The following is a 25,787-nucleotide window of genomic DNA, read 5'->3' as shown; positions in this document are numbered from 1 at the left end:
CAAGGAACGAGCATTTAGTTCCTTTGGGGAGCTAATTTCTTATCCGAAGCTCAGGTTGATTTAAGAAGTATGGGTACAGCCAGAACCTTGGTATTAGTTAACGGTAAACGTCACGTATCAAGCTCTGCAGGTACATCGTCTGTTGACGTCAATACAATCCCAAGTGTGTGGATTGACAAAGTTGAAGTGATTACTGGTGGTGCATCTGCTATTTATGGTGCTGATGCGGTAACAGGTGTTGTTAACTTTATCTTAAAGAAAAATGTTAACGGTTTAGATGTATCGGCTACCAAAGGTTGGGCTGACGATAGCGACTTTAACAAAGACCGTTTCTCTATTTCTTACGGTAAAGATTTTGCCCAAGGTGACGGTAACATCGCTTTTGCAGTTGAATATAGCTCACAAGAGCAGCTTAATGCATTTGATAGAGACCAGACCTCAACATCTTATGCGAGTTTAACAAATACCACTCGTCCTCTTGATGCTGATGGGAACCCAATAGACTCAAATAGCCCTTCAGATCCTGATAAGTACTTAACCCCTAATGCTGGCCATTACAGTATTAGCAATGCGGGTACCATGTATTTAGACGGATGGAAAAGCTTTAACGCAGACGGCTCTCTAAAAGATGTTTATTTAGGTGAGAACGTTGATGGTATTCGTTGTGCTGATTGTGATATCACTAACTTAAATCAGTTTGTTACATTGCAACCAGAATTTGAGCGTTACAACGTTAACTTTAAAACAAACTACCAATTGAACGATGACCATAATGTGTATTTTGAAGCTAAATACTCTAATAGTCAGTCTAAAGATGAAGGTCAGCCAGCATTTTTCTTTGCAAACCCAACCAATGACGTCAGCATCGATAACGCGTTTATCAGCTCTGAACTTGTATCTTTAATGCAAGAGAATGATGTTGATAGTGTCAACATCCGCCGTTTTATGACTGATTTAGGTGTGCGTGTTGAAGATGACACTCGCGAAACCCAACGTTATGTATTGGGGCTTGAAGGTGTTGTTTTTGAAGATTGGGATTACGACCTGTATGCCGTTTATGGTCAAACTGATCTTGAACGTATTAACAGCAACAACCTTGTTATCAGTAACTATGAAAATGCACTAGATTCGATTTTAGTGGATGGTGAAGCCGTTTGTCGTGACGAAGCAGCAAGAGCAGAAGGCTGTGTACCGGTTGATATTTTTGGTTACGGCGCACCAAGCCAAGAAGCCATTGATTATGTCAACACCACGTCAACAGGTACCTCTGTCATTAAGCAAACTGTGTTAGGCGGCAGCATGACAAACTCAGGTTTGTTTGAACTGCCAGCGGGTTATGTGGGTTTCTCTACGGGGGTTGAATACCGTAAAGAAGAAAGTGAAATTTTTGAACCTAACAATGCAGAAGGCACGTTCTTCAACGTATTAGGCGAAGACAAAGGCGAATTTGACGTTAGCGAAGTTTTTGCTGAAATCACTCTGCCGTTACTTGCTGATTTACCTATGGTTCGTCAGTTAGACCTTGATTTAGCCGTTCGTTTTGCCGACTACAGCACCATTGGTAATGCAACAACTTGGAAAGCTGGCTTAAGCTGGGAAGTTGATGATGAGCTCCGTGTTCGTACTACATACTCAGAAGCGATCCGTGCACCAAACATCAGTGAACTTTATGGCGCAGCAAGTCAAACATTCTTCTCTGTTAACGACCCTTGCCGTACCTCTAACTTAAGCGATTTAAGTGACTCATCAATTCGCGAAGCTAACTGTTCAGCATTAGGTGTTTCAAGCAGCTTTGACTCAGATTACGACGACAAAACCCTTGAAGGTTTAAGCGGCGGCAATGAAGAGCTAAAAGAAGAAGAATCAACAAGTTACACTGTTGGCGTAGTCTATCAGCCAAGCTTTATTGATGGTTTATCGATCACAACTGACTACTGGAACATTGAAATCGAGAATGCCATTAGCGCTGTCGGTGCTCAGGATATTCTTGACCGTTGTGTTGATTCTACAAATGGCGTTAATAACCAATACTGTAGCTTAATTACGCGTGATTCAAGCACGGGTGAAGTGACTCAAATTAGACAGTTTGCATTAAACATCGCTGCACTTGAAGCCGCAGGTATCGACTTTGATATCAGCTACACCTTTGAAGCATTTGAGGGCGATGTTCGCACCAACTTAATTGCCACACATTTGCTAAAACGTGATGACTACTCTTTCCAAGATGAGCCAGACACATTTGAAGAGTTAGCAGGTACTGCTGGCTACGCCGAGTGGCAAGCCAATTGGAGCATCACTTTTGCACTTGATAACTGGGATTACTCATGGAGAACGCGTTATATCCAAGGCGTAGATTTATACACAAACTACACTTTAGACAAGAACGCAAACCCAAACAGCGCTATGGAATACGGTAATTACTATATTAGTGATGCATCTGTAGCTTATACCTTCGACTCAGGCGTAACCCTGAAATTTGGTATCGACAACATATTTAACCGTGACTTACCTTACGGTACTACAGGTACTGAGGCTGCAAGTTCAGCTTATGACAACGTAGGTCGTTACTTCCACACTACGGCAACTTATCAATTTTAATGTTGAGTTGTTTTAAATAGTGTTAACTAAACGGCATCTTCGGATGCCGTTTTTTTATATTTATCTTGTCGTTAAAACGTGTCCATATCTTGAGTTGAGGTAAATTACTGCTAACTGCACCACAAAACCAGCAATTGCTACTATACCTCATCATAAAAATAGCCGAACATACTCACTTAAAAATAGCCGAACATACTCACTTAAAAATAGATTTATCAATAGGTAACTTATGCACTATACACTTAAACAAATTGCGGTTTTCGACGCTGTTGCCAGCTTAGAAAGTGTCAGTGCTGCGGCCAAAAAGTTATCCATGAGCCAATCTGCAGTCAGCATGTCATTAAGCCAGCTCGAACATTTACTCGGACGACCACTGTTTATTCGTCAAGGTAATCGGCTTATTGTGAGTCATTGGGGACAATGGCTACGACCTAAAGCACAAAAATTACTTCAAGATGCTCAACAAATTGCATTAGGGCTTCATCAACAACATATTATCAGCGGCACCGTAAAATTATGTTCAAGCCAAACGGCAGCTGAACACTTATTACCCAGTCTCATCAGCAAAATCGATAATGACTTCCCTGAGCTCAGAATAGAAATTGCCGTAGAAAATAGTGATCACGTCGCTAAAGAAGTCCTCGATTATCAATTTGATATTGGGGTTATTGAAGGGCGAATTGATGATAGCCGCTTACACCAAGAGCCCTGGGTAGATGACCGCCTTGTAGTGATAGCCTCGCCTCACCACCCTTTTGCGTTGAGTAAGCAAACCAGTATCTCTCAGCTAGAACAAGCTAAATGGGTACTGCGAGAGCCGGGCGCGGGTACCAGACGTATTTTTGATGCCGCGATTCATGGTTTAATGGGCAAACTCAACGTATGGAAAGAATACGAGCAAGTCAGTTTATTAAAAGCCTTGGTGAAAAACGGTGTCTATTTAAGTTGTTTGCCTTACTTTGATGTCGAAAAAGACATCGCGAGCGGTGAGTTAGTGATGTTAAGCACACCAGAGTTAAACTTAAATCGAAACTTATCGTTTATTTGGCGTCACGACACGGGGGAAAACCCACTAAGAGACTGCTTAATTGCTGAAGCCAAGCGAGTTGCACGTAGCATTATATAATCTCTATGGGCTCGCATATGAGTCCTAAAATCAGCTCTGATTATAAATGAATAGATGAGTTAATCGATGACTCATCTGCAATTACCACCTTGTTAATAGCCATTTTGCTCATCTTTTGCGGCTTTTTAAACACTCCACATTCAACATTCTGCAACTCCCTATGATATAAATGTTAATCGCTCACAATAAAACACCTTAATGTCGACCTGATTTTATCTTATCTAACCCGTCGGTATTGTCTGTCTGATACATGACTTCGTCGTAAAGCACCTTTGTGTCGACCTAACTTTATCCGTCGGTATTGCCTGTCTGATACATGAATTCGTCATCGTGCAACCAGCCACCTCCTCGCTATAACAAACATTATTGTTAATGTTTAACCAAAACTGCGCAATACCGCCATTTACGAAAAAAAACATTTTCTAAACTTCACTCTGCGCAAAAAAATGCCAAAGCCCCACCAAACGATTAAACGTTGCATATACTGTTATCATTATGGACTATCAAAAAAATTGATACTGTCCATTTTATCGCTCTAAATGGATGAATTTTAGGTGTTGAGGCTTCGCATTCTTGATCGTATTTTGCTACCAACTTGTTAACCAGCTCTCAGTTCGAGCAAACAAAGTATCAACTTTATCGATACCAAGTGATGAGCCGTTCTCCCTATGCTAAAATTCACCAGGTAAATTGGTCTTACCAAGAAGAATAAGCCAATAAATGGACATCTTTACGGTGATTTTGAACGTATTTTCACCGTAAATAGATATAGTGACCCGAGCTCATAGGGCTCATTGGCTAGCTGACCTAATGGGCACCGCCATCACTCAATGGAACACACTCAACTTCATCAATTGATGAAATAACCTGTTCTTTTCGGAGAATGAGAAATATGTCAGAAACAGTCAGCAATTCAGAAACACCTGAAAAAGAAGCAAGCTACAGCGAACTTCACCGCCCTGCGAGTGAGTTTGAAACACGCGACGCCTACCTTGAAAACGAACTTAAAATCATGAAGCCAAGACGTTGGGGTCTTAACCTTCCTGGACGAGATTTTCGTTTTGAATGGGAAGACTTAGTCCCCGCTATTGCTGGTACCATCGGTATTACGGTGATGTACTCTGCGGTTATGGCGGCTTGGGCTGCGGGTCTCAGTGATAAATGGGATCATGTTAATCTAGGCGCTGAATTTGCCATTCAAATTGTTCGTGTTGAAATGCTTATCCCCGCATTACTATTTTGTATCATCAGCTCAGGTTTTATTAACCCTCGAGCTAACTTGGGAGGCAACCATGGCCCAATGATCCCGTTGATTGGTACCATCGCACTTGCCGGTGCTCACCCACTAGCACTTGCCATCTTAATTGGTATATTTGGCTTGCTGCTTAGTTACTTTAAAGGCGGCTCAAAACTGGTCAATCTCACTAGTAGTGGGGTTGCTGGCGGTTTATTAGTGTTTCTGGGCTTTATGGGCGCAAAAAGCCAAATTGGCTCATTGTTTGACTGGGCTGGCGGACTGCAAGCTAAGCACGCCTTAGATTATTCTTTAGGTTATGTTGCCTTTATTATTTTAGTGATTAACGTGGTGATTTACGCTGCGCTGGCTAAGTTTGGTAAACGTTGGTTGGCCATTCCGTTATGCTCAATTGCCGCCATTGCACTGTCTTTCGGTTTAGGTGCTGGGCTTGACCTGCAGTTCACTACAGCCCCTGGCATTCCTAACTTAAACCCAGTTTACTGGTGGGGTTCAACCGAGCAAGGTTGGCAGTTAGGCTTACCGAATATAGCGCACTTTATTGCTTCATTACCGTTTGCGATTTTAGCTGTTGCAATGTGGTCACCTGACTTTTTAGGTCATCGTATTTTCCAAGAATTAAACTATCCTAGAGGCGCAGAAAAAGTCTTAATGGATGTCGATGATACCATGACTACCTGTTCAGTGAGACAAATGGTTGGTACTGCTGTGGGTGGGGGTAACATCACTTCATCTTGGGGAACATACATGATCCCTGCGGCCATCGCTAAACGCCCTATTCCTGCTGGTGCCATTCTACTAGGCAGCTTATGTATCATTGTGGCCATTTTGGGCTATCCAATGGATATCACTGTATGGCGCCCTGTTATGTCTATCGCGTTGCTTGTAGGGGTGTTTTTACCGTTACTTGAAGCCGGTTTACAAATGGTAAAAGACACCACGAGCTCACAAGCTGCTGGCATCTGTATTTTTGCGGCATTTGTGGCAAACCCAGTGCTGGCGTGGGCCCTAACCATGTTGCTCGACAACAATGGTCTGATTGGTGATAAAGAGCGCCCTAAGACATTATCATTTGCTGACCGTATCGTTATTCCGGGGCTTGCGTTTGTGATTTGTTTAGCGGCTATGCTCGCCGTTGGGATGATTGAAGGTATTCCAGCGCTGCTATAATCGTCCAATGTTATAAAATCGTAAAATAAGCGAAGCCTACCCGGTTTCGCTTTTTTTTGATGTTGACTGACACCTAAGAACAAATAGATATGTTATGCAGTTAACACTTTTACCAATCCATTAACGAATTGTGCCGAAAATACCCGTATCTTATGCTATTATTAATGCATGGATAAATGGTCTTACCAATTTAAACCATTAGCCGGTTACTACATCTGAAGCGTCATTAAGTGAGTTAGGTACATAAGTTACCAAGAATGTCGCAGAAGCGGTAAACGACTCAGTCTAGCGAATGTTCCTAGACAAGAATGCAAGCACTCAACGGATAGGCAAGCAGTTTAACTCGCACCCTAGCCGTAGTTAATCAACCAGAGGGTTAAGTAAATGACAGATAAAACCGAACTATTTGCCAACGCGTGGGAAGGTTTCGTAGCAGGCGATTGGAAAACAGAAGTTAACGTACGTGACTTTATCCAGAAAAACTACACGCCTTATGAGGGTGACGAATCATTTTTAGCCGGTGCTACCGTTGCAACTTTATCTTTATGGGATAAAGTGATGGAAGGTATCAAATTAGAAAACCAAACTCACGCTCCTGTCGATTTTGACACTGATTTAGTATCAACTATCACTTCTCACGATGCGGGTTACATCAACAAAGATCTTGAAACTATCGTTGGTTTACAAACTGACGCGCCATTAAAGCGTGCAATGTTACCTAACGGTGGTATTCGCATGGTTGAAGGTTCATGCAAGGCTTATGACCGTGAACTTGATAAAGACATTCAATACACTTATTCAGAATTACGTAAAACCCATAACCAGGGTGTATTTGATGTTTACACTCCAGAAATCATGGCTTGTCGTAAATCAGGTATATTAACCGGTTTACCTGATGCTTACGGTCGTGGCCGTATTATTGGTGACTACCGTCGTATCGCGTTATACGGTATCGACTACTTAATGAAAGATAAGTTTAGCCAATTCTCTTCGCTTCAAGCACAAATGGAAGCAGGTGATGACTTATCAAACGTTATCCAATTACGTGAAGAAATTGCTGAACAACACCGTGCATTAGCACAAATGAAAACCATGGCAGCTAAATATGGTTGCGACATTTCAGTACCTGCTAAAACAGCTAAAGAAGCTATCCAGTGGACTTACTTTGGCTACCTAGCTGCAGTGAAAAGCCAAAACGGCGCGGCAATGTCTTTAGGTCGTACTTCAACGTTCATCGATATCTTTATCGAACGTGATCTTAAAAGTGGCTTAATCACTGAAGAACAAGCACAAGAAATGGTTGACCATTTCATCATGAAACTTCGTATGGTTCGTTTCTTACGTACCCCTGAATACGATGAGTTATTCTCTGGCGACCCAATCTGGGCAACAGAATCGATGGCTGGTATGGGTATTGATGGTCGTACATTGGTAACTAAATCAAGCTTCCGTTACTTACATACGTTATACAACATGGGTGCAAGCCCAGAGCCAAACATCACAGTATTATGGTCAACTCAGTTACCACAAGCGTTTAAAAACTACTGTGCAAAAGTATCAATTGATACCAGCTCTATTCAGTATGAAAACGATGACCTAATGCGTAATGACTTTGAGTCAGACGATTATGCTATCGCGTGTTGTGTAAGCCCTATGGTTGTGGGTAAACACATGCAGTTCTTCGGCGCTCGTGCAAACTTAGCAAAAACTATGCTTTATGCAATCAATGGCGGTGTTGACGAAAAACTGAAAAAACAAATTGCACCAAAAGCTGACGCAATTACAGCTGACGTACTTGAATTTGATGACGTAATGTCTCGTTTAGACGGCTTAATGGATTGGTTAGCAACTCAATATGTCACAGCACTTAATGCAATCCACTTTATGCATGATAAGTATTCTTACGAATCAGCACTTATGGCACTGCATGACCGTGATGTTCGCCGTACTATGGCTTGTGGTATTGCTGGCTTATCAATTGCTGCGGATTCATTATCAGCAATTAAATTTGCTAAAGTGAAACCTATTCGTGATGAAGACGGTATTGCGGTTGATTTTGACATTGAAGGCGATTATCCAAAATTTGGTAACAACGACCCACGTGTTGATGACATTGCTTGTGACTTAGTTGAACGCTTTATGGCGAAAATCCGCGATAAGAAAATGTATCGTAACGCGGTACCAACTCAGTCAATCTTAACCATTACCTCTAACGTGGTTTATGGTAAGAAAACAGGTAATACACCAGACGGTCGTCGTTCAGGCGCGCCATTTGCACCAGGTGCAAACCCAATGCATGGTCGTGATGAAAACGGAGCAATCGCATCACTAACGTCAGTGGCTAAACTACCATTTGCTCACGCACAAGACGGTATTTCATATACTTTCTCAATTGTGCCAAATGCACTAGGTAAAGATGACACTGGTCGTCGTGCTAACTTAGCGTCACTCATGGACGGTTACTTCCTAAGTAAACCAAACCGTGAAGGTGGTCAGCACTTAAACGTGAACGTGATGAACCGTGAAATGCTTGAAGATGCCATTGTGAATCCAGATAAATATCCACAATTAACCATCCGTGTATCAGGTTACGCAGTACGCTTTAATGCACTGACCCCTGAGCAACAGCAAGACGTTATCACACGTACTTTCACTAAAGGTCTGTAGTCTCTGCTAAAATTGGCTGTATCGAAGAATAACCATTCTTGATACAGCCTTTTTTTTATCAACACAGTAAGGAACTTCAATGACACTAGGTCGCATTCATTCAGTGGAATCATTTGGCACAGTCGATGGGCCAGGCATCCGCTATATCGCGTTTATGCAAGGGTGCTTAATGCGCTGCCAATACTGCCATAACCGTGATACATGGGATCTAGATGGCGGAAAATTAATGTCTGTTGACGACATTATGAGCCAGGTGATTTCTTACCAACCCTTTTTAGAAGGCAGCGGCGGCGGCATTACGGCCAGCGGTGGTGAAGCAATACTGCAAGCGCAATTTGTCAGCGAATTATTCAAAGCGTGTAAAAGCCAAGGTATTCACACCTGCTTAGACACCAACGGTTTTGTACGAAAATACGAACCTGTTATTGATGAACTGCTCGACAACACCGATCTTGTGTTACTTGATATCAAGCAAATGGATGACGCAAAACACATCGACTTAACTAAAGTCAGTAATCAACGTACCTTGCAATTTGCTCAATACCTCGCCAAAAAAGGGGTACGCACTTGGATCCGTTATGTTGTTGTAGCGGGCTTTACCGAAGATGTTGAGTCGGCAATTGCATTAGCTGACTTTATAAAACCGATGCAGAATGTCGAAAAAGTAGAATTACTGCCCTATCACGCCCTTGGTGAACACAAGTGGCAAGCCTTTGGCGAAGATTATGCATTAGCGAATGTTCAAGCGCCGAGTTCAGAAACGATGCAGCAACTGCAACAAGTGTTTTTAGAGCGGGGCATAAAAGCAACATACTAAACCAGATTACGGGCTTATTCGCTAAATTAGCGTCCGTTTAACTACAGAGTGAATTATAATTCATCCCAGTAACTTTGGTCTAAACGTTCAAAGGCCAATTTTAAGATGGCGGCCATGTCTAAATAACAAGCTCTGGCGCCGAGAGGTTGGCAAGCAATACCCATTTCAGTCAGAGTTGAACTGAGCTGGTTGCCCCAATCAAATAAAGACAATGGCAAAGGGTGGCGAGCGCGCCATCCAAGCCACAGCAAACCTTGAATAGGTAGGCTAATAAAAAATAATAATACAGTGATAGCCTGCGGTAGAAAGTCCAAGCCCAATACATAAAGCTGACTTGCCCCGGCAACTAGACCCAAAATGGGCATCACAATGATGGCTAATTGCGTGGCTTTGACAACACGATATTCAGGGAAATATAACCCCAGTTGTCGCACCATTGGCCAGGTCTTCATATAACGACGACCATCAGCAAATAAAGTAAGCAAATTCATGTTCAATATGGGTACCTAAACGGCCTAGTACATGGGTTTAACAGTAACATAATACAGTGTGTTGACCCAAATACACTGCTGAATTAACCGCTATACTGAGTGTTTCATTTTAGCGGCCAGTTTAACCGGTTTACCCAAGTGTAATGTTTATGAATGAATATAAACCTTAACCGAAATGGACTTTTTACAATTTAATTTAGTTTCATTGACTTAGAAGGCTTTAACATGTCAGACAAATTAGTACTCGTACTCAACTGCGGTAGTTCATCATTAAAATTTGCCATCATTGATGCTCAAACAGGCGATGAACAAATTTCAGGTCTTGCGGAATGTTTTGGTTTAGAAGATTCTCGCATTAAATGGAAATTCAATGGCGGCAAAAATGAAGCCAAACTTGGCGCATTTACCGCTCACCGTGAAGCGGTCGAGTTTATTGTAAATAACATCTTAGGCGCTCAGCCACAACTTGCAGCTCAAATTAAAGCCATTGGCCACCGTATTGTACATGGCGGCGAAAAGTTCACTCGCTCGGTGATCATTACCCCTGAAGTTATCCAAGGCATTGAAGATTGTGCTTCATTAGCACCTTTGCATAACCCAGCTCATTTAATTGGTATCCGCGCTGCGATTGCTTCTTTCCCAGCATTACCGCAAGTTGCTGTGTTTGATACTGCTTTTCATCAGTCAATGCCTGAAAAAGCTTACGTTTATGCCCTACCTTACAAATTGTATCGTGAACATGGCATCCGCCGTTATGGCATGCATGGCACTAGCCACTTATTCGTTAGCCGTGAAGCAGCCAAAGTATTAGGCAAAGAATTAGCCGACACTAACGTTATTTGTGCTCACCTAGGTAACGGCGCATCTGTTACAGCGATCAAAGGTGGCAAAAGTGTCGATACTTCAATGGGCTTAACCCCATTAGAAGGCTTAGTCATGGGTACACGTTGTGGCGATATCGATCCATCAATCATTTTCCATTTAGTGAAGCAGCTTGGTTACACCCTTGATGAAGTCAATAACCTGCTGAATAAACAAAGTGGTTTGTTGGGTATTTCTGAATTAACCAATGACTGTCGCGGCATTGAAGAAGGCTATCAAGATGGCCATAAAGGTGCCACATTAGCATTAGACATTTTCTGCTACAGACTGGCTAAATATATCGCTTCTTATACTGTACCATTAGGACGTTTAGACGCCGTAATCTTTACTGGCGGTATTGGCGAAAACTCAGATCTTATTCGCGAAAAAGTGCTTAATCTTCTTGAAATCTTTAACTTTGAAGTTGACGACACCTTAAACAAAGCTGCACGTTTTGGCCAAGAAGGCATCATCACAAAACCAGGTAGTCCTGTCGCAATGGTTATCCCAACCAATGAAGAATGGGTTATTGCTGAAGACGCAATGAAGTTAGTGACAGCAAAGTAAGACACTTACTTTTTGATTAATTCACATGATTAACACAAATTTAAGAGGTCATCATGTCTCGTAATATTATGCTTATTCCCATTGGTATTGGAGTGGGATTAACATCGTTAAGCTTAGGTATGGTTCGTGCCCTTGAACGCAAAGGCGTTAAAGTGCAGTTTTTTAAACCTATTGCCCAAATTCGCCCTGGCGATAATGGCCCTGAGCGTTCAACCACGATTTTAAGTACATCGCCAACGGTGAACCCATTAGAACCGTTTAGCATGGTTCACGCTGAAGCGCTTATACGCTCAGAGCAATTAGATGTATTAATGGAGCAAATTATTGCTCGTGCTGCTGAATGTGCCAGCAACACAGAAACCTTAGTCATTGAAGGTTTAGTGCCAACACGCAGCCACCCATTTGCCGACGACATTAACTATGAAATTGCCAAAGCACTTGATGCTGACGTGATCTTTATCGCTACACCGGGTAACGATACCCCAAATGCCTTAATGAACCGTCTTGAGATTGCTTACAATTCGTGGGGCGGTCAAAAGAACAAACGTCTTATTGGTGCCATTATTAACAAAATTGGCGCACCCGTGGATAATGAAGGCCGTACACGTCCAGATTTATCTGAAGTGTTTGACGATCAACAAACTCAAGCTGTTGACAGCTCTGGCATGTTCCAGTTACCGGGTAAAAGCCCGCTGCGTATTTTAGGTAGCGTGCCTTACAATTTAGAGCTAATTTCACCAAGAGCATCTGATTTAGCTAAGCATTTAAATGCCAAAATCATCAACGCAGGTGAAATGCATACCCGTCGTATGCGCCGTGTAACCTTCTGTGCACGTAGCATTCCAAATATGTTGATGCATTTTAAAGCTAATTCTTTGCTTGTGACTTCTGGTGATCGTTCAGATGTGATTGTGTCTGCCTGTTTAGCCGCAATGAACGGCGTTAAAATTGGTGCATTGTTATTGACCGGTGGTTATCAACCAGAACCAGAAATCATGAAATTGTGTGAGCAATCTTTTGAAACTGGCCTGCCAGTATTTTTGATTGACTCCAATACCTGGCAAACATCACTTAACATTCAACGCTTTGACCATGAAGTGCCTGTTGATGATGCGGTGCGTATTGAACGTTTACAAGAATACGTTGCCAGCCACATTGATCAAACATGGATTGAGAGTGTGACTCAAGATTCTCCTCGTGAACACCGTTTGTCACCACCAGCATTCCGTTACAAGTTAACTGAACTTGCACGTGCAGCACGTAAAACTATCGTATTGCCTGAAGGTGAAGAACCTAGAACCATTAAAGCAGCTGCCATTTGTGCTGAACGCGGTATTGCTCGTTGTGTGCTTCTTGGCAACCGCGAAGAAATCTTGCGTATCGCATCACAACAAGATGTCGTACTTGGTGATGGCATTGAGATTATTGAACCAGAAAACGTTCGCGAAAAATACGTCGAGCCTATGCTTGAGCTACGTCGCAGCAAAGGCTTAACTGAAGTCGTTGCTCGCGAGCAACTTGGAGACAACATGGTACTGGGTACTATGATGTTGTCAGAAAATGAAGTTGACGGCATTGTGTCTGGTGCTGTAAATACAACCGCTCATACTATTCGTCCGCCATTGCAGTTAATTAAAACTGCACCAGGTTCAAGCTTAGTATCGTCAATCTTCTTCATGTTAATGCCTGATCAAGTATTAGTTTACGGTGATTGTGCAATTAACCCAGATCCTAATGCTGAACAGCTTGCCGATATTGCTATTCAGTCAGCAGAATCAGCGCAAGCATTTGGTATTGAGCCACGCGTAGCCATGATCAGTTACTCTACCGGTAACTCAGGTACAGGTTCTGATGTAGACAAAGTGCGTGAAGCAACACGAATTGCGAAAGAAAAGCGCCCTGATCTAATTATTGATGGTCCATTACAATACGACGCGGCAGTCATGCCAAACGTTGCTCAGTCTAAAGCGCCTAATAGCCCTGTAGCAGGTAAAGCAACGGTATTTGTATTCCCAGACTTAAATACGGGTAACACAACGTATAAAGCGGTACAGCGTAGTGCAGACTTAATCAGTATTGGCCCAATGTTGCAAGGCATGGCCAAGCCAGTCAACGACTTGTCTCGTGGCGCATTGGTTGATGACATTGTTTACACGATTGCGTTAACGGCCATTCAGGCATCGCAAAACAGCAATAAGTAACAATTTATCCCCATAATAGGGGATAAATTGCCCTAACAAAAAGCACTGATTACTATCAGTGCTTTTTTTTATATCAATGACAATTTAAAAGGTCTTTAGGATTTTACGGGTTTAACGAAGAAAAATGACAAAGAACTACAGAAGCGGCACTTTTTAACCGCAAAAAAAACAAAAATGATTACAGTGAGTTACATAAACAACTCACAGTCATCAACAAACTTGTCCACAGATTCTGTGGATAACATTAACTATTGTGACGCCTGTATTCGTTATAAAACTACAACGACAAGCATCAACAAAAATAGATAGTTTTTCAGTATTAACACTGCGATCAAATATGATCTAATTAACTAATATAGTTATGTATGACATGCGTTGTTTGAATCGTCAAGTAAATCAGTCTGTATCCCTTAAAAATAGTGGCTAATTGCACAAAATATAACTAAGCTGCGTTTTAATTATACAAATCCTCCCGTTATTTGTATGTCGTTAATACAATGGTGGTTAACTTAACCTCACACCAGTGATATACAGCCCATGTTGGCTAAGTTTTATTCATTCAAGATAATAAAACGGTTACCGACCTTGTCAGTGCCATGATAAATAGTAATACTAGGTTAAAATAGAAAGATAAAATACTGAGTTGTCATAAGTTTATGTTAAAAATACACCCAATTAAATTAATTGCCCTACTGTTATTAATGTTTGTCAGCGGGTGTGAGCAATCGGCTGAAAATGGCCAACCTAAACTCACTCCTGAACAAGTCTCACTTGGATTTTTTCAAGCCATTTACATCGACAAAGATGTACAGAAAGCCAAACAGTTTGTTGCCCCTGATATCGCAGAAGTGATGGACCATTATCATATTGCTTCTGCTGTGCAGCGCCATGTACTCGGCCTATCGATGAAACAAGTCACGATGTCGATTGATGAAATTGATATCGACTTTTTCCGTAAATTTACTGACGATGTTACCGTTGTGGTAAAAATGGAAGGATTAAAAGGTGGCCGAGAGTGGGTAGACGATCGCACTATCCGTTTACATAAAAAAGGCAACTCTTGGGTGATTGTTGAAATCCTACCCGAAAAAGGCAGAATTGAAGGTTAATATGACAAGTTAACCTATAAAATTAATTAGAAAATAAGCAATAAAAATAGCAGCCTAGGCTGCTATTTTTATTGCTGTGTCGTGGAGTATTTAATGTGTTGGCACGTATACCGTGACATTAATATGCTCGTTCAAACATCTTATTCTTCGTCAGAAGGTAAAGACTCTAACACGTCATCTTTTACTTGGTAATAAGCATTTTCGTATTCATGAACTTCCATAATCACTCCAGTATTTCTAGGTCGTAGGGGGAAGAAGGCCTGTCTTATTTTGTTCACTGATTTGTGTACCTCTCAATACACAATATCGATGTGAGGATGACATTTACCTTACACAGAGAAGAGTTCCAATCACTTTCTTCTGCTGGCGAGTATAGCAATACTCCATTCGGTTTCAAACAGCGAATTACAGAAAACTTACAGTTTTGTACGTTTTTTGAGTCAAAAAACGTAGAAAACACTGTTTTATGTTGAAAATAATGAAAGGCTTTCAAAAAAAATAACACACCTATGGAACATTGGTGTGTTATTGAGAGTACTGAAACACAATTGTCTACTTACTGATTGAGTGAAAACCGCAGTGACTTATACCTGGTTAATGTGATTTAAAATCCGTTTTTCTGAAATAGGATACGCCGTACCCAGCACCTGTGCAAAACATGAAACGCGATATTCTTCAATCATCCAACGAGCCTCTATTAACGCTTGTGGGATGGGCTGTGATTTAGGCACCTTAACCAACTGCGCTGTTAATGCATCTTGCACTTTACTGATGCTGTGCATATGCAGGCGGTCACGGGTTGGATCAACCGGCAATTTATCTAAGCGGTTTTCAATCGCTTTGAGATAGCGCGCCACATCGGTTAGGCGTTGCCAACCACAATCCTCGACAAATCCTTTATACACTAGGCTGTCTAGTTGCGTTTGTATGTCACTCATGGCAAAAGCAATGTCTAAACTAATTTTGCCTTTTAAACGTTTTTTAATTCGCTGGTAAATGGTTAGCACTTGTTCCACGTTTAAGGCAATTTGTTCAGCGGTAGGATTGAGTTCCTGGCGCACCCACTCTTTGGCTTGCTCAAACTGTACTTCATTACGGATATCTAATTGCTTTTGATCGAGTAACTGCTGCACTGCTGCATTAATGATATCTTCAATCAGTATTTGCACCTGGCCAAACGGATTAAAGTACATCGCAAGTTTAGCTTTATTGGGTAACGCTTGCTGCAAGTGCTTAACGGGCGAAGGAATATTGATTAGCAATAACCGACGTAAGCCCACTCGGTGATGGCGCATGGCTTCATGCTCATCATCAAACAGCTTAATCGACACATCGGTTTTGTTATCGATAAGGGCCGGATACGCTTTAACCTCGTAGTTGCCTTTACGTTGCTGATACTGCACAGGCAAGTCACCAAATGTCCAGCTGGTAATCGCTTGTTGTTCAATGCCTTTATCTGCCACCTTACGGATAGCTTTAGCCACTACGCCTTGCAACTGCCCTTTAAGCGTTTCTAAATCCCGCCCTTGCGCCACTAAGCGACCTTTATCATCTTCAATCTTAAAATTCATTTTAAGATGTTCAGTAATTTGGGTTAAATCAAAATCGTCCGCTGAAATCCGTACGCCACTCATGCGCAGTAATTGCTTGCACATCGAGTCGAGCATCGGCAGTTCAAATGGCTTCATTGCTTGATAACAGGCTCGGGCATAATCAGGCGCGGGCACAAAATTACGGCGTAAGTTTTTCGGTAGCGATTTAATCAATGCCACCAGCTTTTCTTCACGCAGCCCTGGCACAAGCCAATCAAAATCACTGTCGTCGATTTGATTTATGAGTGCCACAGGAATATGCACTGACACACCGTCATCAACATTACCTGGCTCAAAATGATAACTCATAGTTAAGGCCAGATTGGCTTTATGCCACACCTCAGGAAAATCTAACGCCGAAATATGATCGGCACTGCGTTGCATCAACAAAGCCTGACTGTAATCTAATAAATCTGGAGTGTGTTGACGGGCCTTTTTCCACCAGGCAAAAAACAACGGCGCGTTATAAATGCCTGCTGGGATCAGTGGCTCATAAAAATCCACCAGCACTTGCTCGTCGACCAAAATGTCACGACGACGCGACTTATGCTCAAGTGATTCGATGTCGTTAAGCAGTTTTTGGTTATTAACAAAAAACGCTTCTTTGGTTTGTAACTGCCCTTCTGCTAATGCGCTGCGCACAAAAATCTCACGCGCCTCAACAGCATCAATTGGGCCATATTGCACCCGGCGGCGATTCACAATCGTTAAGCCGTATAGCACCTGGTTTTCAAGTGCGACAACGCTGCCCGCTTTAGCTTCAAAATGAGGTTCTAGGTAGTTCTTTTTCACTAAATGACTGGCTAAAGACTCGGCCCATTCAGGTTCAATTTTGGCGCAGCAACGAGCAAACAAACGCGATGTTTCGGTAAGCTCTGCGGCCATTATCCACTTAGGGCCTTTTTTAGCTAAAGGCGAGCCCGGGAACACAAAGAATTTTCGGTTACGGGCACCTAAATATTCGTTGTTTTCCCCTTTAAAACCAATATGACTTAACAAGCCAGACAATATGGCTTTGTGTAATTGCTCATAACTGGCGGCATTGTCGCTTACTCGCCATTTAAGCTCGTGTACCGCTTGTTTGACCTGGGTGTATAAATCTTGCCACTCACGTACACGCAAATAAGCGAGGTATTCATCTCGACACTGTTTTCTAAACTGGCTGGCAGACAACTCGTGTTTTTGATCTTTAACGTGATCCCACAGTTTTACCCAACTGACAAAGTCTGAGTCTTTATCGACATAGCGGCGATGACACTCATCTGCCGCTTGTTTTTTGTCAATGGGACGCTCACGTGGATCTTGAATCGACAAACCTGAGGTAATCACTAATGCTTCATGCAAACAGCCCAATTTGTTGGCTTCGATAACCATTCGAGCTAAGCGTGGATCAAGTGGGATTTTGGCTAAGTCTTTACCCAATGGAGTCAGTACTAATTCGCTACGCTGTTTTTTAACGGCTTGTAATTCTTCGAGCAGTAAAAAACCATCACGAATATGTTTTTGGTCTGGCGGCTGAATAAACGGAAAACCTGCAATGTCGCCAAGGCCAATCGCCAACATTTGCAAAATAACCGAGGCAAGATTGGTGCGCAAGATTTCAGGGTCAGTAAACTCAGGACGCTGAATAAAGTCCATTTCATCATAAAGACGAATACAAATACCAGGCCCGACACGGCCACAACGACCTTGGCGCTGATTGGCACTGGCTTGAGATATCGGCTCAATAGGCAAGCGCTGCACTTTAGTACGGTAGCTATAACGACTAATACGTGCGGTACCAGGGTCAATGACATAGCGAATGCCAGGCACAGTTAATGAGGTTTCAGCCACGTTGGTGGCTAACACTATGCGCCGGCCTATGTGGCTTTTAAACACCTTAGATTGCTCGCCGTAAGACAAACGCGCATACAAAGGTAGAATTTCGGTGTCGCGATATTGCTGTTTACGCAGTAAATCTGCGGTGTCACGAATTTCACGCTCGCCGTTCATAAATATCAAAATATCGCCGGGACCTTCAGCGATTAATTCATCTACTGCAGCAAAAATGCCATCGCTAACATCTAAATCAGCGTCGTTATCACGTACCAGTGGCCGGTATCGGGTTTCTACTGCATAGGTACGGCCTGATACTTCAATAACCGGGGCATTATTGAAATGCTTAGAAAAACGATCAACATCGATGGTTGCCGAGGTAATAATCACTTTTAAATCAGGGCGTTTTTTCAGTACTTGCTTTAGGTAGCCTAAGATAAAGTCAATGTTAAGACTTCGCTCATGGGCTTCATCGATAATGATAGCGTCATATTGATTTAAAAAACGATCTGAAGTGAGCTCCGCCAGCAAGATACCGTCGGTCATCAACTTTACATAGGTGTTATCGCTAATGGCATCGGCAAAGCGAACTTTAAAACCAACCACTTCACCTAATGGGCTATTCAGCTCATCAGCAACCCGGTTTGCAACACTACGAGCCGCTAAACGACGTGGCTGAGTGTGGCCAATAAGGCCTCGTGTTCCTAAGCCTAATTCTAAGCAAATTTTAGGTAACTGAGTGGTTTTACCTGACCCCGTTTCACCGGCGACAATCACCACCTGGTTATTGGCAATTGCAGAGGCTATGTCTTCACGCTTTTGCGATACGGGCAGTTCGTCTGGGTAACTAACAGCGGGTCTTGATTGCAAACGCTGCTGCGCTTTGGCGTAGGCTTTTTTTGCATCTTCGGTGAGTTGCGCTAACGTTTGAGATTTTTTTTCAGACTCGGCTTCTTTATTGATACGAAATAAGCGACGACGGATTTTTGCCGCATCGGTTTGATAACAAAGATTGAGATACGCCTTAGATAGCGGGTGAAGGTCCAAATTCAAATCTGATTCCCTTGCTTACATCGAAAAAAAGCGATCCTAGCAAGGAAAACAGCATAATGGTATTGATTTTGATGATTGTTATGCCGGAGTGAGATAACACTGTTGCATATAGGTATTCATCGCATTAAGTACATTGGTGCGATTAATGGTACCGATAACTTTACCACTGCTTATTACTGGGTATATTTTAGGTTTAGCACCGAGCATTTGCTCTGCTAATTGTAAAATACTGTCATCGGGCGCCACAGATAACACCGGGCTTTTCATGCAATCTTCCACGGTACTGGTCATGTCGCAGTGATAGCTGCTTTTTAACATCACCGCTAAACAATCTTGTTGCGATAAAAAGCCCACTAATTCGCCTTTTGCATCTACAACCGGTGCACCACTTTTATTGTGTGTAAGCAGTTGCTCAACAGCAATGGCTAACGACATATTTTTAGTGAGTAAAACAGGACGTCTATCCATGTGATCTTTAATTTTAATCGAATCCATATAACCCCCAAAATGCACAACAATTGGTGCCAATATAAACAAAAAAGCATATCGATTGAATTCGATATGCTTTAAGTCTAGTCAAGAATAATTATCTGGAAAGTAAATTTAACAGATTAACTTAATCGATTAAAAAACAATTAGTTTTCGCGCCATATCATAACCTTGGCGTCCTGCCCCTCATGTCGAGTTGCACGGTACATTCCCTGGGTATTAAATGGCGTTACAATGTTACCTTGTTGATCAATCGCGATAACCCCACCAGTGCCCCCTGCTGTCACTAAGGTCTGATTAATCACCTCGTCAGCGGCTTGAATAATGGTTTTTTGTTGATATTTCACTTTTGCGCAAATATCGCCAGCCACTTGGTAACGTATAAAGTATTCACCATGACCGGTTGCTGATACCGCACAAACGCCATTTTCAGCATAGGTACCCGCGCCAATTACCGGTGAATCACCGATACGGCCAAAGCGTTTAGCCGTCATGCCACCGGTTGACGTCCCAGCCGCTAGATTCCCTTTTTTATCAAGCGCTACTGCGCCAACGGTGCCGTATTTATAATTGGCTTTTAATTGATTAACCGACGCTTGATAATCGCCGCCGTTAGTTTGTTCAGCTTTAATAATACTGGCTTTGGCGTCAAGTAATTGTGAGTAACGATGTGCAGTATCAAAATGGTTATTAGGCACCAAACTAAATTGTTGGGTTAACGCAAACTCTTCCGCACCGTCGCCATACAACATGACATGGGGTGACTTATGCATGACAGATATGGCTAAATCGATAGGGTTTTTAATGTGCTTTACGCCGGCAACAGCACCGGCATTCATGGTTTTACCGTCCATAATAGAAGCATCAAGTTCATGGCCACCATCAAAGGTATACACAGCACCAAGCCCGGCATTAAATAATGGGCTATTCTCTAAAATGTTAATTGCCGCTTTGACCGCATCAACACTTTCTCCCCCCTGCTCTAATATCTGGTAACCGCGATTAACCGCTTCTGTCAGCTTATCGCGGTATGCTTGTTGTTGTTCTGTTGTCAGATCCGCAGCGTTAATGGTGCCAGCGCCACCGTGAATAGCGATGGTAATCGGGCTTTGTTCTTGAGCGAGTACGTTGTTAGCACTAAGCCCTAAACATAAGGCAAAGGTTAAATATAATTTATTCATGATCGGCAAGTCCTTGAAACACGTATATCTTTGTAACCATTTATCTGACTTATTACAATGATAATGTTGCGAGTTTTCATCTTTATAGCGACAATAGCATTTTAATTAGGCTGACACATGTCACCCGCACCATTTTTGGAAAATTGCTTAATTTGTCCACTCAACGTACTAGTCTTGGCCAGTTGTTATTATTATTTTTGACCTTATTGATGTCAGGCTTTGCGCTGGCTGATGCAAATTGGTTAAAAGTTAACATTAGTGGAGCCAACAAAAAGCTGACCAATAATATCAATGCACATCTAGGCACCTTACCTAGCTCTGATGTGCAGCGCAGAGCGTTTTTATTCACCGTCGAGGACAACACTCAGGACGCCTTAGAATCGATGGGTTATTACCATGGCATTGTCGATATCGATATTAACGAAACTGAATCAGGCCCCTGGGAGCTTAATCTCAATATTACTCCTGGCGATCCGGTTATTATTCAATGGGTTGATATCAACTTTACTGGCGACATGCTGCAAGATGACATGTTTGCTTTATGGCTAAACACCCTCAAAATAAAGCCCGGTGACACCTTAAATCATGGCGTATATGATTCAATAAAATCACAACTGGTAACCCTTGCACTGGCAAGAGGATATTTTGATGGCCAATATACTCGCTCAGAAATCAGTATCAATCGTGATTTAAATACCGCACAAATCAATTTGCAGTTTGATTCAGGTAAACGATATGTTTTTGGTGAAGTCGATTTTAATGGCAGCACATTGAATGAAAACGTCTTAAAAGCATTAATCCCATTTGATGCTTCTGCCCCCTATGCGACTAAACAATTAACCGAATTTAACCGTAATCTATTAGATACAGGTTACTTTAGTAATATTAAAGTCTTGCCACAAATCGATAAAGTCGACGATGGCCTGGTTCCTATCAAAGTAGAATTAAGCCCTAGAGCAAGCCATTTAATTGAAATCGGTTTAGGTGCAGACATTGGTAACAGTACCGAAGACAACTTTGAACCTAGAGTTCGACTCACCTGGCGGACTCCACAAATTAACCGTTATGGTCACTTTCAAGAAACCACTGCGGAATGGTCTCCTGAGCGGCCTAAAATCTTAACCACTTACACCATTCCATTGAGTCACCCGTTGAATGATCAGCTAAAAATAAAAGTCGGTTTGTTACGCGACACTTATGGTGTGACTCAGGATTATGACGAAGTCAGTCGCGCTTTTGAGGATACAGGCCAATTAGAGTCGCAAAAATATCTACTTGGCTTATCGAGGCAATTACGCTCGCAGCACAATTGGCTATACGGCTATTCTATTGAGTCTATTAGAGAGTTTTATGAACAAGAAGATATCGATTATGACCCCCGTTTTTATTTAATAGGTTATAACCTCGCCAAAACCATCCGAGGTGATAATACATTGGACCCCAAATCGGGCTTTAGACAAACATACAGTGTGCAATATGCCGATACATCTTTAGGGTCGACCATCCGTTTAGCCCGCTTACAGGCTCGCTTTAAGTGGATAGAAACGATATTCGATAATCACCGTTTTGTGGCGCGCATTGATTTAGGGGCCAACATTGCCAGTGATAATGACATTAGCCAGATCCCGCCCTCTTTACGTTATTTTGCCGGTGGCGATCAAAGTATTCGCGGTTACAGCTATCAAGAACTTGGGCCTTATATTGACTATACCAATAGCGATGGAAGCTTATCTCGCCAGGTTGTCGGCGGGCGTTATTTGGCGGTGGGAAGTATCGAATATCAATATTATTTAACCCCTACCTGGCGAGTCGCCAGCTTTGTGGATGCCGGTAATGCTTTTGATACTGGCCAACTTGAACCCGTTGTCGCTGTTGGCGGCGGCGTTCATTGGATTTCCCCTATTGGACCCATTAAACTGGATTTAGGTTTTGGTTTAAAAGAAACCGAAACGGTTGCGCGTTCTTATCGTTTCCATTTAACCATGGGGACAGACTTATGATAGACAAAACAACACCACAAACCCCGCCAGTGAATGAGCCGACACAAACCACGGCAAAACAAAAACGCGCACCGCTGAGTTTACAAGCCAAAATATGGCGTTCAATTAAGCTCTACACCCGCATTTTGGTCTATGTACCACTGGTATTGTTAATGCTGTTCGCGGTACTAATTGGTACGCCTTTTGGCAGTAAAGTGACGGTTGTACTAGTTAATCAATTTGTTAACGATATAACCGCTCACTATCATTCAGGCACACTTAATAACGACTTAAAGTTAGACCAATTAACATGGTCAATGCCCGGCATCAGTGTTGCAGCGCAAGACGTTGAACTTAATTGGCTACCTACTTGCCTTATTAACAGCCAGGTGTGCGTGTCAAACCTATCTGCATCAAAGCTTAGCGTTGATATTGTCACTGATGATATTCCCCATAGTGCGCAATCCGAAGAAGCTATAGCCCCTGAACAACCCAGCCACCAAGAGCTGCTATTACCCATTACGATAAGCCTAAATAAAGCGCAATTTAAACAAGTTGATGTCACTGTTAATCAGATGACCTTTCACGCTGATGAGTTAGCAACAGAAGCCATTTGGAATGAAAGCGGATTGCAAGTTGACCGTTTAAGCAGCTTAGGTTTAATGGTTAATATTCCAACTAACCCAACGCCAAACCAACAAGAACCGGAAGACGACACCAGCGAAAACAACTGGCCATTAGCCAGCTTGCCGCAAATACATATGCCATTTCCGCTAAAAGTAAAACAGTTCGAGGCAACACAAAGTCAGCTGATTATTGGGGAGCGCATTGATCATTTTAGCCTCATCAGATTAGGGGCTAGTTTTAGGGCGTTCCAGCTGAGTATTAGTCAATTAGACATCGAACATGATTATGGCGATGTGACGGTTATTGGTGATCTCGCGTTTGAACAGCACTATCCACTAACGCTCAAACTCCAGGCGAATATCAAAGACGTGGCTGAATTGCCCGGATTAACCAATCACAGCTTACGTCTTGAGTTAACTCAAGATTTATCTCAGCTCAATATTAATGCCATCGCCAAAGGTGATAATCGATTTAATTTGGCTGCAACTGTAGACCTCACCTCTGCACAACTTGCTTACCAGCTCGAGCTTAACGATGCGTATTTACAATGGCCAATGCTGCAACCACAGTATATGACCCAAATAAAACAATTAACTAGCAAAGGGGATTTACACGACCAAATAGCTAAACTACAGGGGCAATTGACCACCCCTTATCACCCTAACCTTGATATTGTTGCCGATATTGATAATCGTAATAAAACACTTAAAGTTAATCAGTTAAGTGTAAAATCTATTGCCGGTAACATAGATTTAGACGGCCAGTTATCCTATAAAAATAATCTCAACTGGCAAGCAAATGTGATAACCAATGATATTAAGCTGCAGCATATCGACTACCTCACCCAATCTACCCCAATGACAAGCCTATTTAGTGGCCGCTTTACCAGCCAGGGCATAGTGAGTAAAAACGACTGGCAATTGGCGATTGAACAGGCAGACCTAAGCGGGCGCCTTAATGGCTACCCACTTAATCTACAAGGTAATATTACAATTAATCAGGCGCTTGCTGTCAATGCCGATAACTTGCAGGCACACGCGCTAGGAGCACACTTAATCGTAAACGGCACTGCCGACACGATTTGGGATATCGATGCTGAACTCAACGTACCCGATTTAAAACAATGGCTCAAAGGCGGTCGCGGTAGTATATATGCCAAGGTCGATGTCAGTGGTAATAGTGCTAATCCGATTGTGGATGTCGATGCGCAAATTAATAAGTTAAGTTACAGCGGCAGTAAAATCGATAACGTGTCATTGGTTGCCAATTATCGACCTTATGAGCAACATCGCTACAGTATCGACATAAAAAACTCATTATTATTTTGGAACAATTACAAATTAAGCGATCTGACCTTACACAGCGACGGTGATCAATATCTGCAACAAACCACACTGACCACGCTCGGCGATATAGTCATTAACAGCCAATTGGCCAGTACCAGCGATTTAGATAAACAGCTGTTCAAGGGCACATTAACTCAATTCAATATGACTAATGCGTTAGGTATGTGGCAGCAAGACAACCCAATAACCATAAACTGGGACCAGCTAAAACAAAGTGGCAACCTCAGTCGCTTTTGCCTCGTGCACCCACACAATAAGCTTTGCTTAGTTAACGACATCAGTTTAGGTCACACGGGGCAAGCAAACATTAATTTTTCGGGAAACCCAGGGCAGTTACTGGCGCCAATTTTATCGAAAAAAATCATCTGGGATGGCCAGGCCGCTCTCACCAGCGAAGTGAATTGGGCCAAAGGCAAAAAGCCAACTGCTGACTTACAGTTTACCTTAATGCCGGGCAACATTACCCTCACCCGCGCGAAAACCAACCCAGTAAGCATTGATTATCAGCAATTATTACTGCATGCATCACTTGATGAAAAAAAGGTCACCAGTAGCCTTAGCTTTAATTCCTCTGGTATTGCTAATTGGCAGAGCCAATTGAGTGTCAACATCACCCCAGATAGAGTGCTGCAAGGTAACATCGATATTAATGAATTAAACTTGGCTCCATTTGGTGAGTTTTTCCCAAGGCTGGCAACCTTAGAAGGCTTGCTATCTAGTCGGTTAACCTTAAATGGCTCACTTATGGACCCACGCGTATCGGGTAATATTAAGCTCAGTTGTCGCTGAACCCATACATTGACATAATGTACCCATAGTTTGACAAATTTAACCCATTCAATG

Annotated in this window: 14 protein-coding genes and 1 pseudogene; 11 read left to right on the top strand and 4 right to left on the bottom strand. The window is 42.4% G+C overall.

Going from position 1 to position 25,787, the window contains the following annotated elements; all coding sequences use genetic code 11:
- Positions 1–57: 57 nt before the first annotated feature.
- The 6 genes and pseudogenes from IEY42_RS22625 to pflA form a co-directional block, all read left to right on the top strand.
- Positions 58–228: pseudogene (locus IEY42_RS22625) on the top strand (TonB-dependent receptor plug domain-containing protein); the annotation flags it as partial.
- 351 nt (positions 229–579) lie between these two features.
- Positions 580–2,598, top strand: a complete 2,019-nt coding sequence (locus IEY42_RS19095) for a TonB-dependent receptor domain-containing protein (protein WP_308425003.1) — start codon at positions 580–582, stop codon at positions 2,596–2,598.
- 229 nt (positions 2,599–2,827) lie between these two features.
- A complete protein-coding gene (locus IEY42_RS19090) occupies positions 2,828–3,724 on the top strand; it encodes a LysR substrate-binding domain-containing protein (RefSeq protein ID WP_188926874.1) in 897 nt (298 codons plus the stop codon).
- Positions 3,725–4,616: 892 nt separating this feature from the next.
- Positions 4,617–6,149 carry a DUF3360 family protein gene (locus IEY42_RS19085; RefSeq protein ID WP_188926873.1) on the top strand — a complete coding sequence of 511 codons (1,533 nt, stop codon included), beginning with the start codon at positions 4,617–4,619 and terminating at the stop codon, positions 6,147–6,149.
- Between the two features lie 384 nt (positions 6,150–6,533).
- On the top strand, positions 6,534–8,816 hold the full coding sequence (gene pflB, locus IEY42_RS19080; RefSeq protein WP_188926872.1) for a formate C-acetyltransferase: 2,283 nt from the start codon (positions 6,534–6,536) through the stop codon (positions 8,814–8,816).
- A 79-nt stretch (positions 8,817–8,895) separates the two neighbouring features.
- Positions 8,896–9,633, top strand: a complete 738-nt coding sequence (pflA, locus tag IEY42_RS19075) for a pyruvate formate lyase 1-activating protein (protein ID WP_188926871.1) — start codon at positions 8,896–8,898, stop codon at positions 9,631–9,633.
- Between the two features lie 53 nt (positions 9,634–9,686).
- On the opposite strand, the gene yfbV is transcribed toward pflA, so the two are convergent.
- Positions 9,687–10,124 carry a terminus macrodomain insulation protein YfbV gene (gene yfbV, locus IEY42_RS19070; protein ID WP_188926870.1) on the bottom strand — a complete coding sequence of 146 codons (438 nt, stop codon included), beginning with the start codon at positions 10,122–10,124 and terminating at the stop codon, positions 9,687–9,689.
- Between the two features lie 225 nt (positions 10,125–10,349).
- Here yfbV and ackA point away from each other — a divergent pair, with 225 nt between their 5' ends.
- From ackA to IEY42_RS19055, 3 genes are all read left to right on the top strand, one after another.
- Positions 10,350–11,552 (top strand): acetate kinase, encoded by a 1,203-nt coding sequence (gene ackA / locus IEY42_RS19065; protein ID WP_188926869.1) that lies wholly within the window; start codon positions 10,350–10,352, stop codon positions 11,550–11,552.
- A 53-nt stretch (positions 11,553–11,605) separates the two neighbouring features.
- Positions 11,606–13,753: a phosphate acetyltransferase gene (pta, locus tag IEY42_RS19060; RefSeq protein ID WP_188926868.1), complete on the top strand. Its 2,148-nt coding sequence runs from the start codon at positions 11,606–11,608 to the stop codon at positions 13,751–13,753.
- Between the two features lie 674 nt (positions 13,754–14,427).
- Positions 14,428–14,862, top strand: coding sequence for a hypothetical protein (locus IEY42_RS19055; protein ID WP_188926876.1), 435 nt, complete (start codon positions 14,428–14,430; stop codon positions 14,860–14,862).
- Positions 14,863–15,446: 584 nt separating this feature from the next.
- Here the strand turns inward: IEY42_RS19055 and hrpA are convergent.
- The 3 genes from hrpA to IEY42_RS19040 all read right to left on the bottom strand — a co-directional run bounded on the left by hrpA (position 15,447) and on the right by IEY42_RS19040 (position 20,992).
- On the bottom strand, positions 15,447–19,322 hold the full coding sequence (hrpA, locus tag IEY42_RS19050) for an ATP-dependent RNA helicase HrpA (RefSeq protein ID WP_188926867.1): 3,876 nt from the start codon (positions 19,320–19,322) through the stop codon (positions 15,447–15,449).
- Between the two features lie 78 nt (positions 19,323–19,400).
- Positions 19,401–19,817, bottom strand: a complete 417-nt coding sequence (locus IEY42_RS19045; protein WP_188926866.1) for a CBS domain-containing protein — start codon at positions 19,815–19,817, stop codon at positions 19,401–19,403.
- Positions 19,818–19,957: 140 nt separating this feature from the next.
- Positions 19,958–20,992, bottom strand: a complete 1,035-nt coding sequence (locus IEY42_RS19040; RefSeq protein ID WP_188926865.1) for an isoaspartyl peptidase/L-asparaginase family protein — start codon at positions 20,990–20,992, stop codon at positions 19,958–19,960.
- 209 nt (positions 20,993–21,201) lie between these two features.
- On the opposite strand from IEY42_RS19040, the gene IEY42_RS19035 reads away from it, so the two are divergent.
- Together IEY42_RS19035 and IEY42_RS19030 are read left to right on the top strand one after the other, a co-directional pair.
- On the top strand, positions 21,202–22,992 hold the full coding sequence (locus IEY42_RS19035; protein WP_188926875.1) for an autotransporter assembly complex protein TamA: 1,791 nt from the start codon (positions 21,202–21,204) through the stop codon (positions 22,990–22,992).
- A complete protein-coding gene (locus tag IEY42_RS19030) occupies positions 22,989–25,733 on the top strand; it encodes a translocation/assembly module TamB domain-containing protein (RefSeq protein ID WP_188926864.1) in 2,745 nt (914 codons plus the stop codon). Before IEY42_RS19035 ends, IEY42_RS19030 begins: the two co-directional genes overlap by 4 nt.
- The last annotated feature ends 54 nt before the right edge of the window (positions 25,734–25,787 follow it).

The sequence above is a fragment of the Shewanella algicola genome (assembly GCF_014648035.1).
Lineage (GTDB): Bacteria > Pseudomonadota > Gammaproteobacteria > Enterobacterales > Shewanellaceae > Shewanella > Shewanella algicola.
Note: the sequence above shows the minus strand (reverse complement) of the source record. Positions and strands in the feature narration are given on the sequence as shown.

What these genes read in the sequence shown, in the direction of transcription:
- IEY42_RS19035 (WP_188926875.1), top strand. Translation starts at nt 21,202, where the DNA reads ATGTCAGGCTTTGCGCTGGCTGATGCAAATTGGTTAAAAGTTAACATT.
- IEY42_RS19030 (WP_188926864.1), top strand. Translation starts at nt 22,989, where the DNA reads ATGATAGACAAAACAACACCACAAACCCCGCCAGTGAATGAGCCGACA.
- pflA (WP_188926871.1), top strand. Translation starts at nt 8,896, where the DNA reads ATGACACTAGGTCGCATTCATTCAGTGGAATCATTTGGCACAGTCGAT.
- pta (WP_188926868.1), top strand. Translation starts at nt 11,606, where the DNA reads ATGTCTCGTAATATTATGCTTATTCCCATTGGTATTGGAGTGGGATTA.
- IEY42_RS19090 (WP_188926874.1), top strand. Translation starts at nt 2,828, where the DNA reads ATGCACTATACACTTAAACAAATTGCGGTTTTCGACGCTGTTGCCAGC.
- ackA (WP_188926869.1), top strand. Translation starts at nt 10,350, where the DNA reads ATGTCAGACAAATTAGTACTCGTACTCAACTGCGGTAGTTCATCATTA.
- yfbV (WP_188926870.1), bottom strand. Translation starts at nt 10,124, where the DNA reads ATGAATTTGCTTACTTTATTTGCTGATGGTCGTCGTTATATGAAGACC.
- IEY42_RS19085 (WP_188926873.1), top strand. Translation starts at nt 4,617, where the DNA reads ATGTCAGAAACAGTCAGCAATTCAGAAACACCTGAAAAAGAAGCAAGC.
- IEY42_RS19095 (WP_308425003.1), top strand. Translation starts at nt 580, where the DNA reads ATGTATTTAGACGGATGGAAAAGCTTTAACGCAGACGGCTCTCTAAAA.
- pflB (WP_188926872.1), top strand. Translation starts at nt 6,534, where the DNA reads ATGACAGATAAAACCGAACTATTTGCCAACGCGTGGGAAGGTTTCGTA.
- IEY42_RS19040 (WP_188926865.1), bottom strand. Translation starts at nt 20,992, where the DNA reads ATGAATAAATTATATTTAACCTTTGCCTTATGTTTAGGGCTTAGTGCT.
- IEY42_RS19045 (WP_188926866.1), bottom strand. Translation starts at nt 19,817, where the DNA reads ATGGATTCGATTAAAATTAAAGATCACATGGATAGACGTCCTGTTTTA.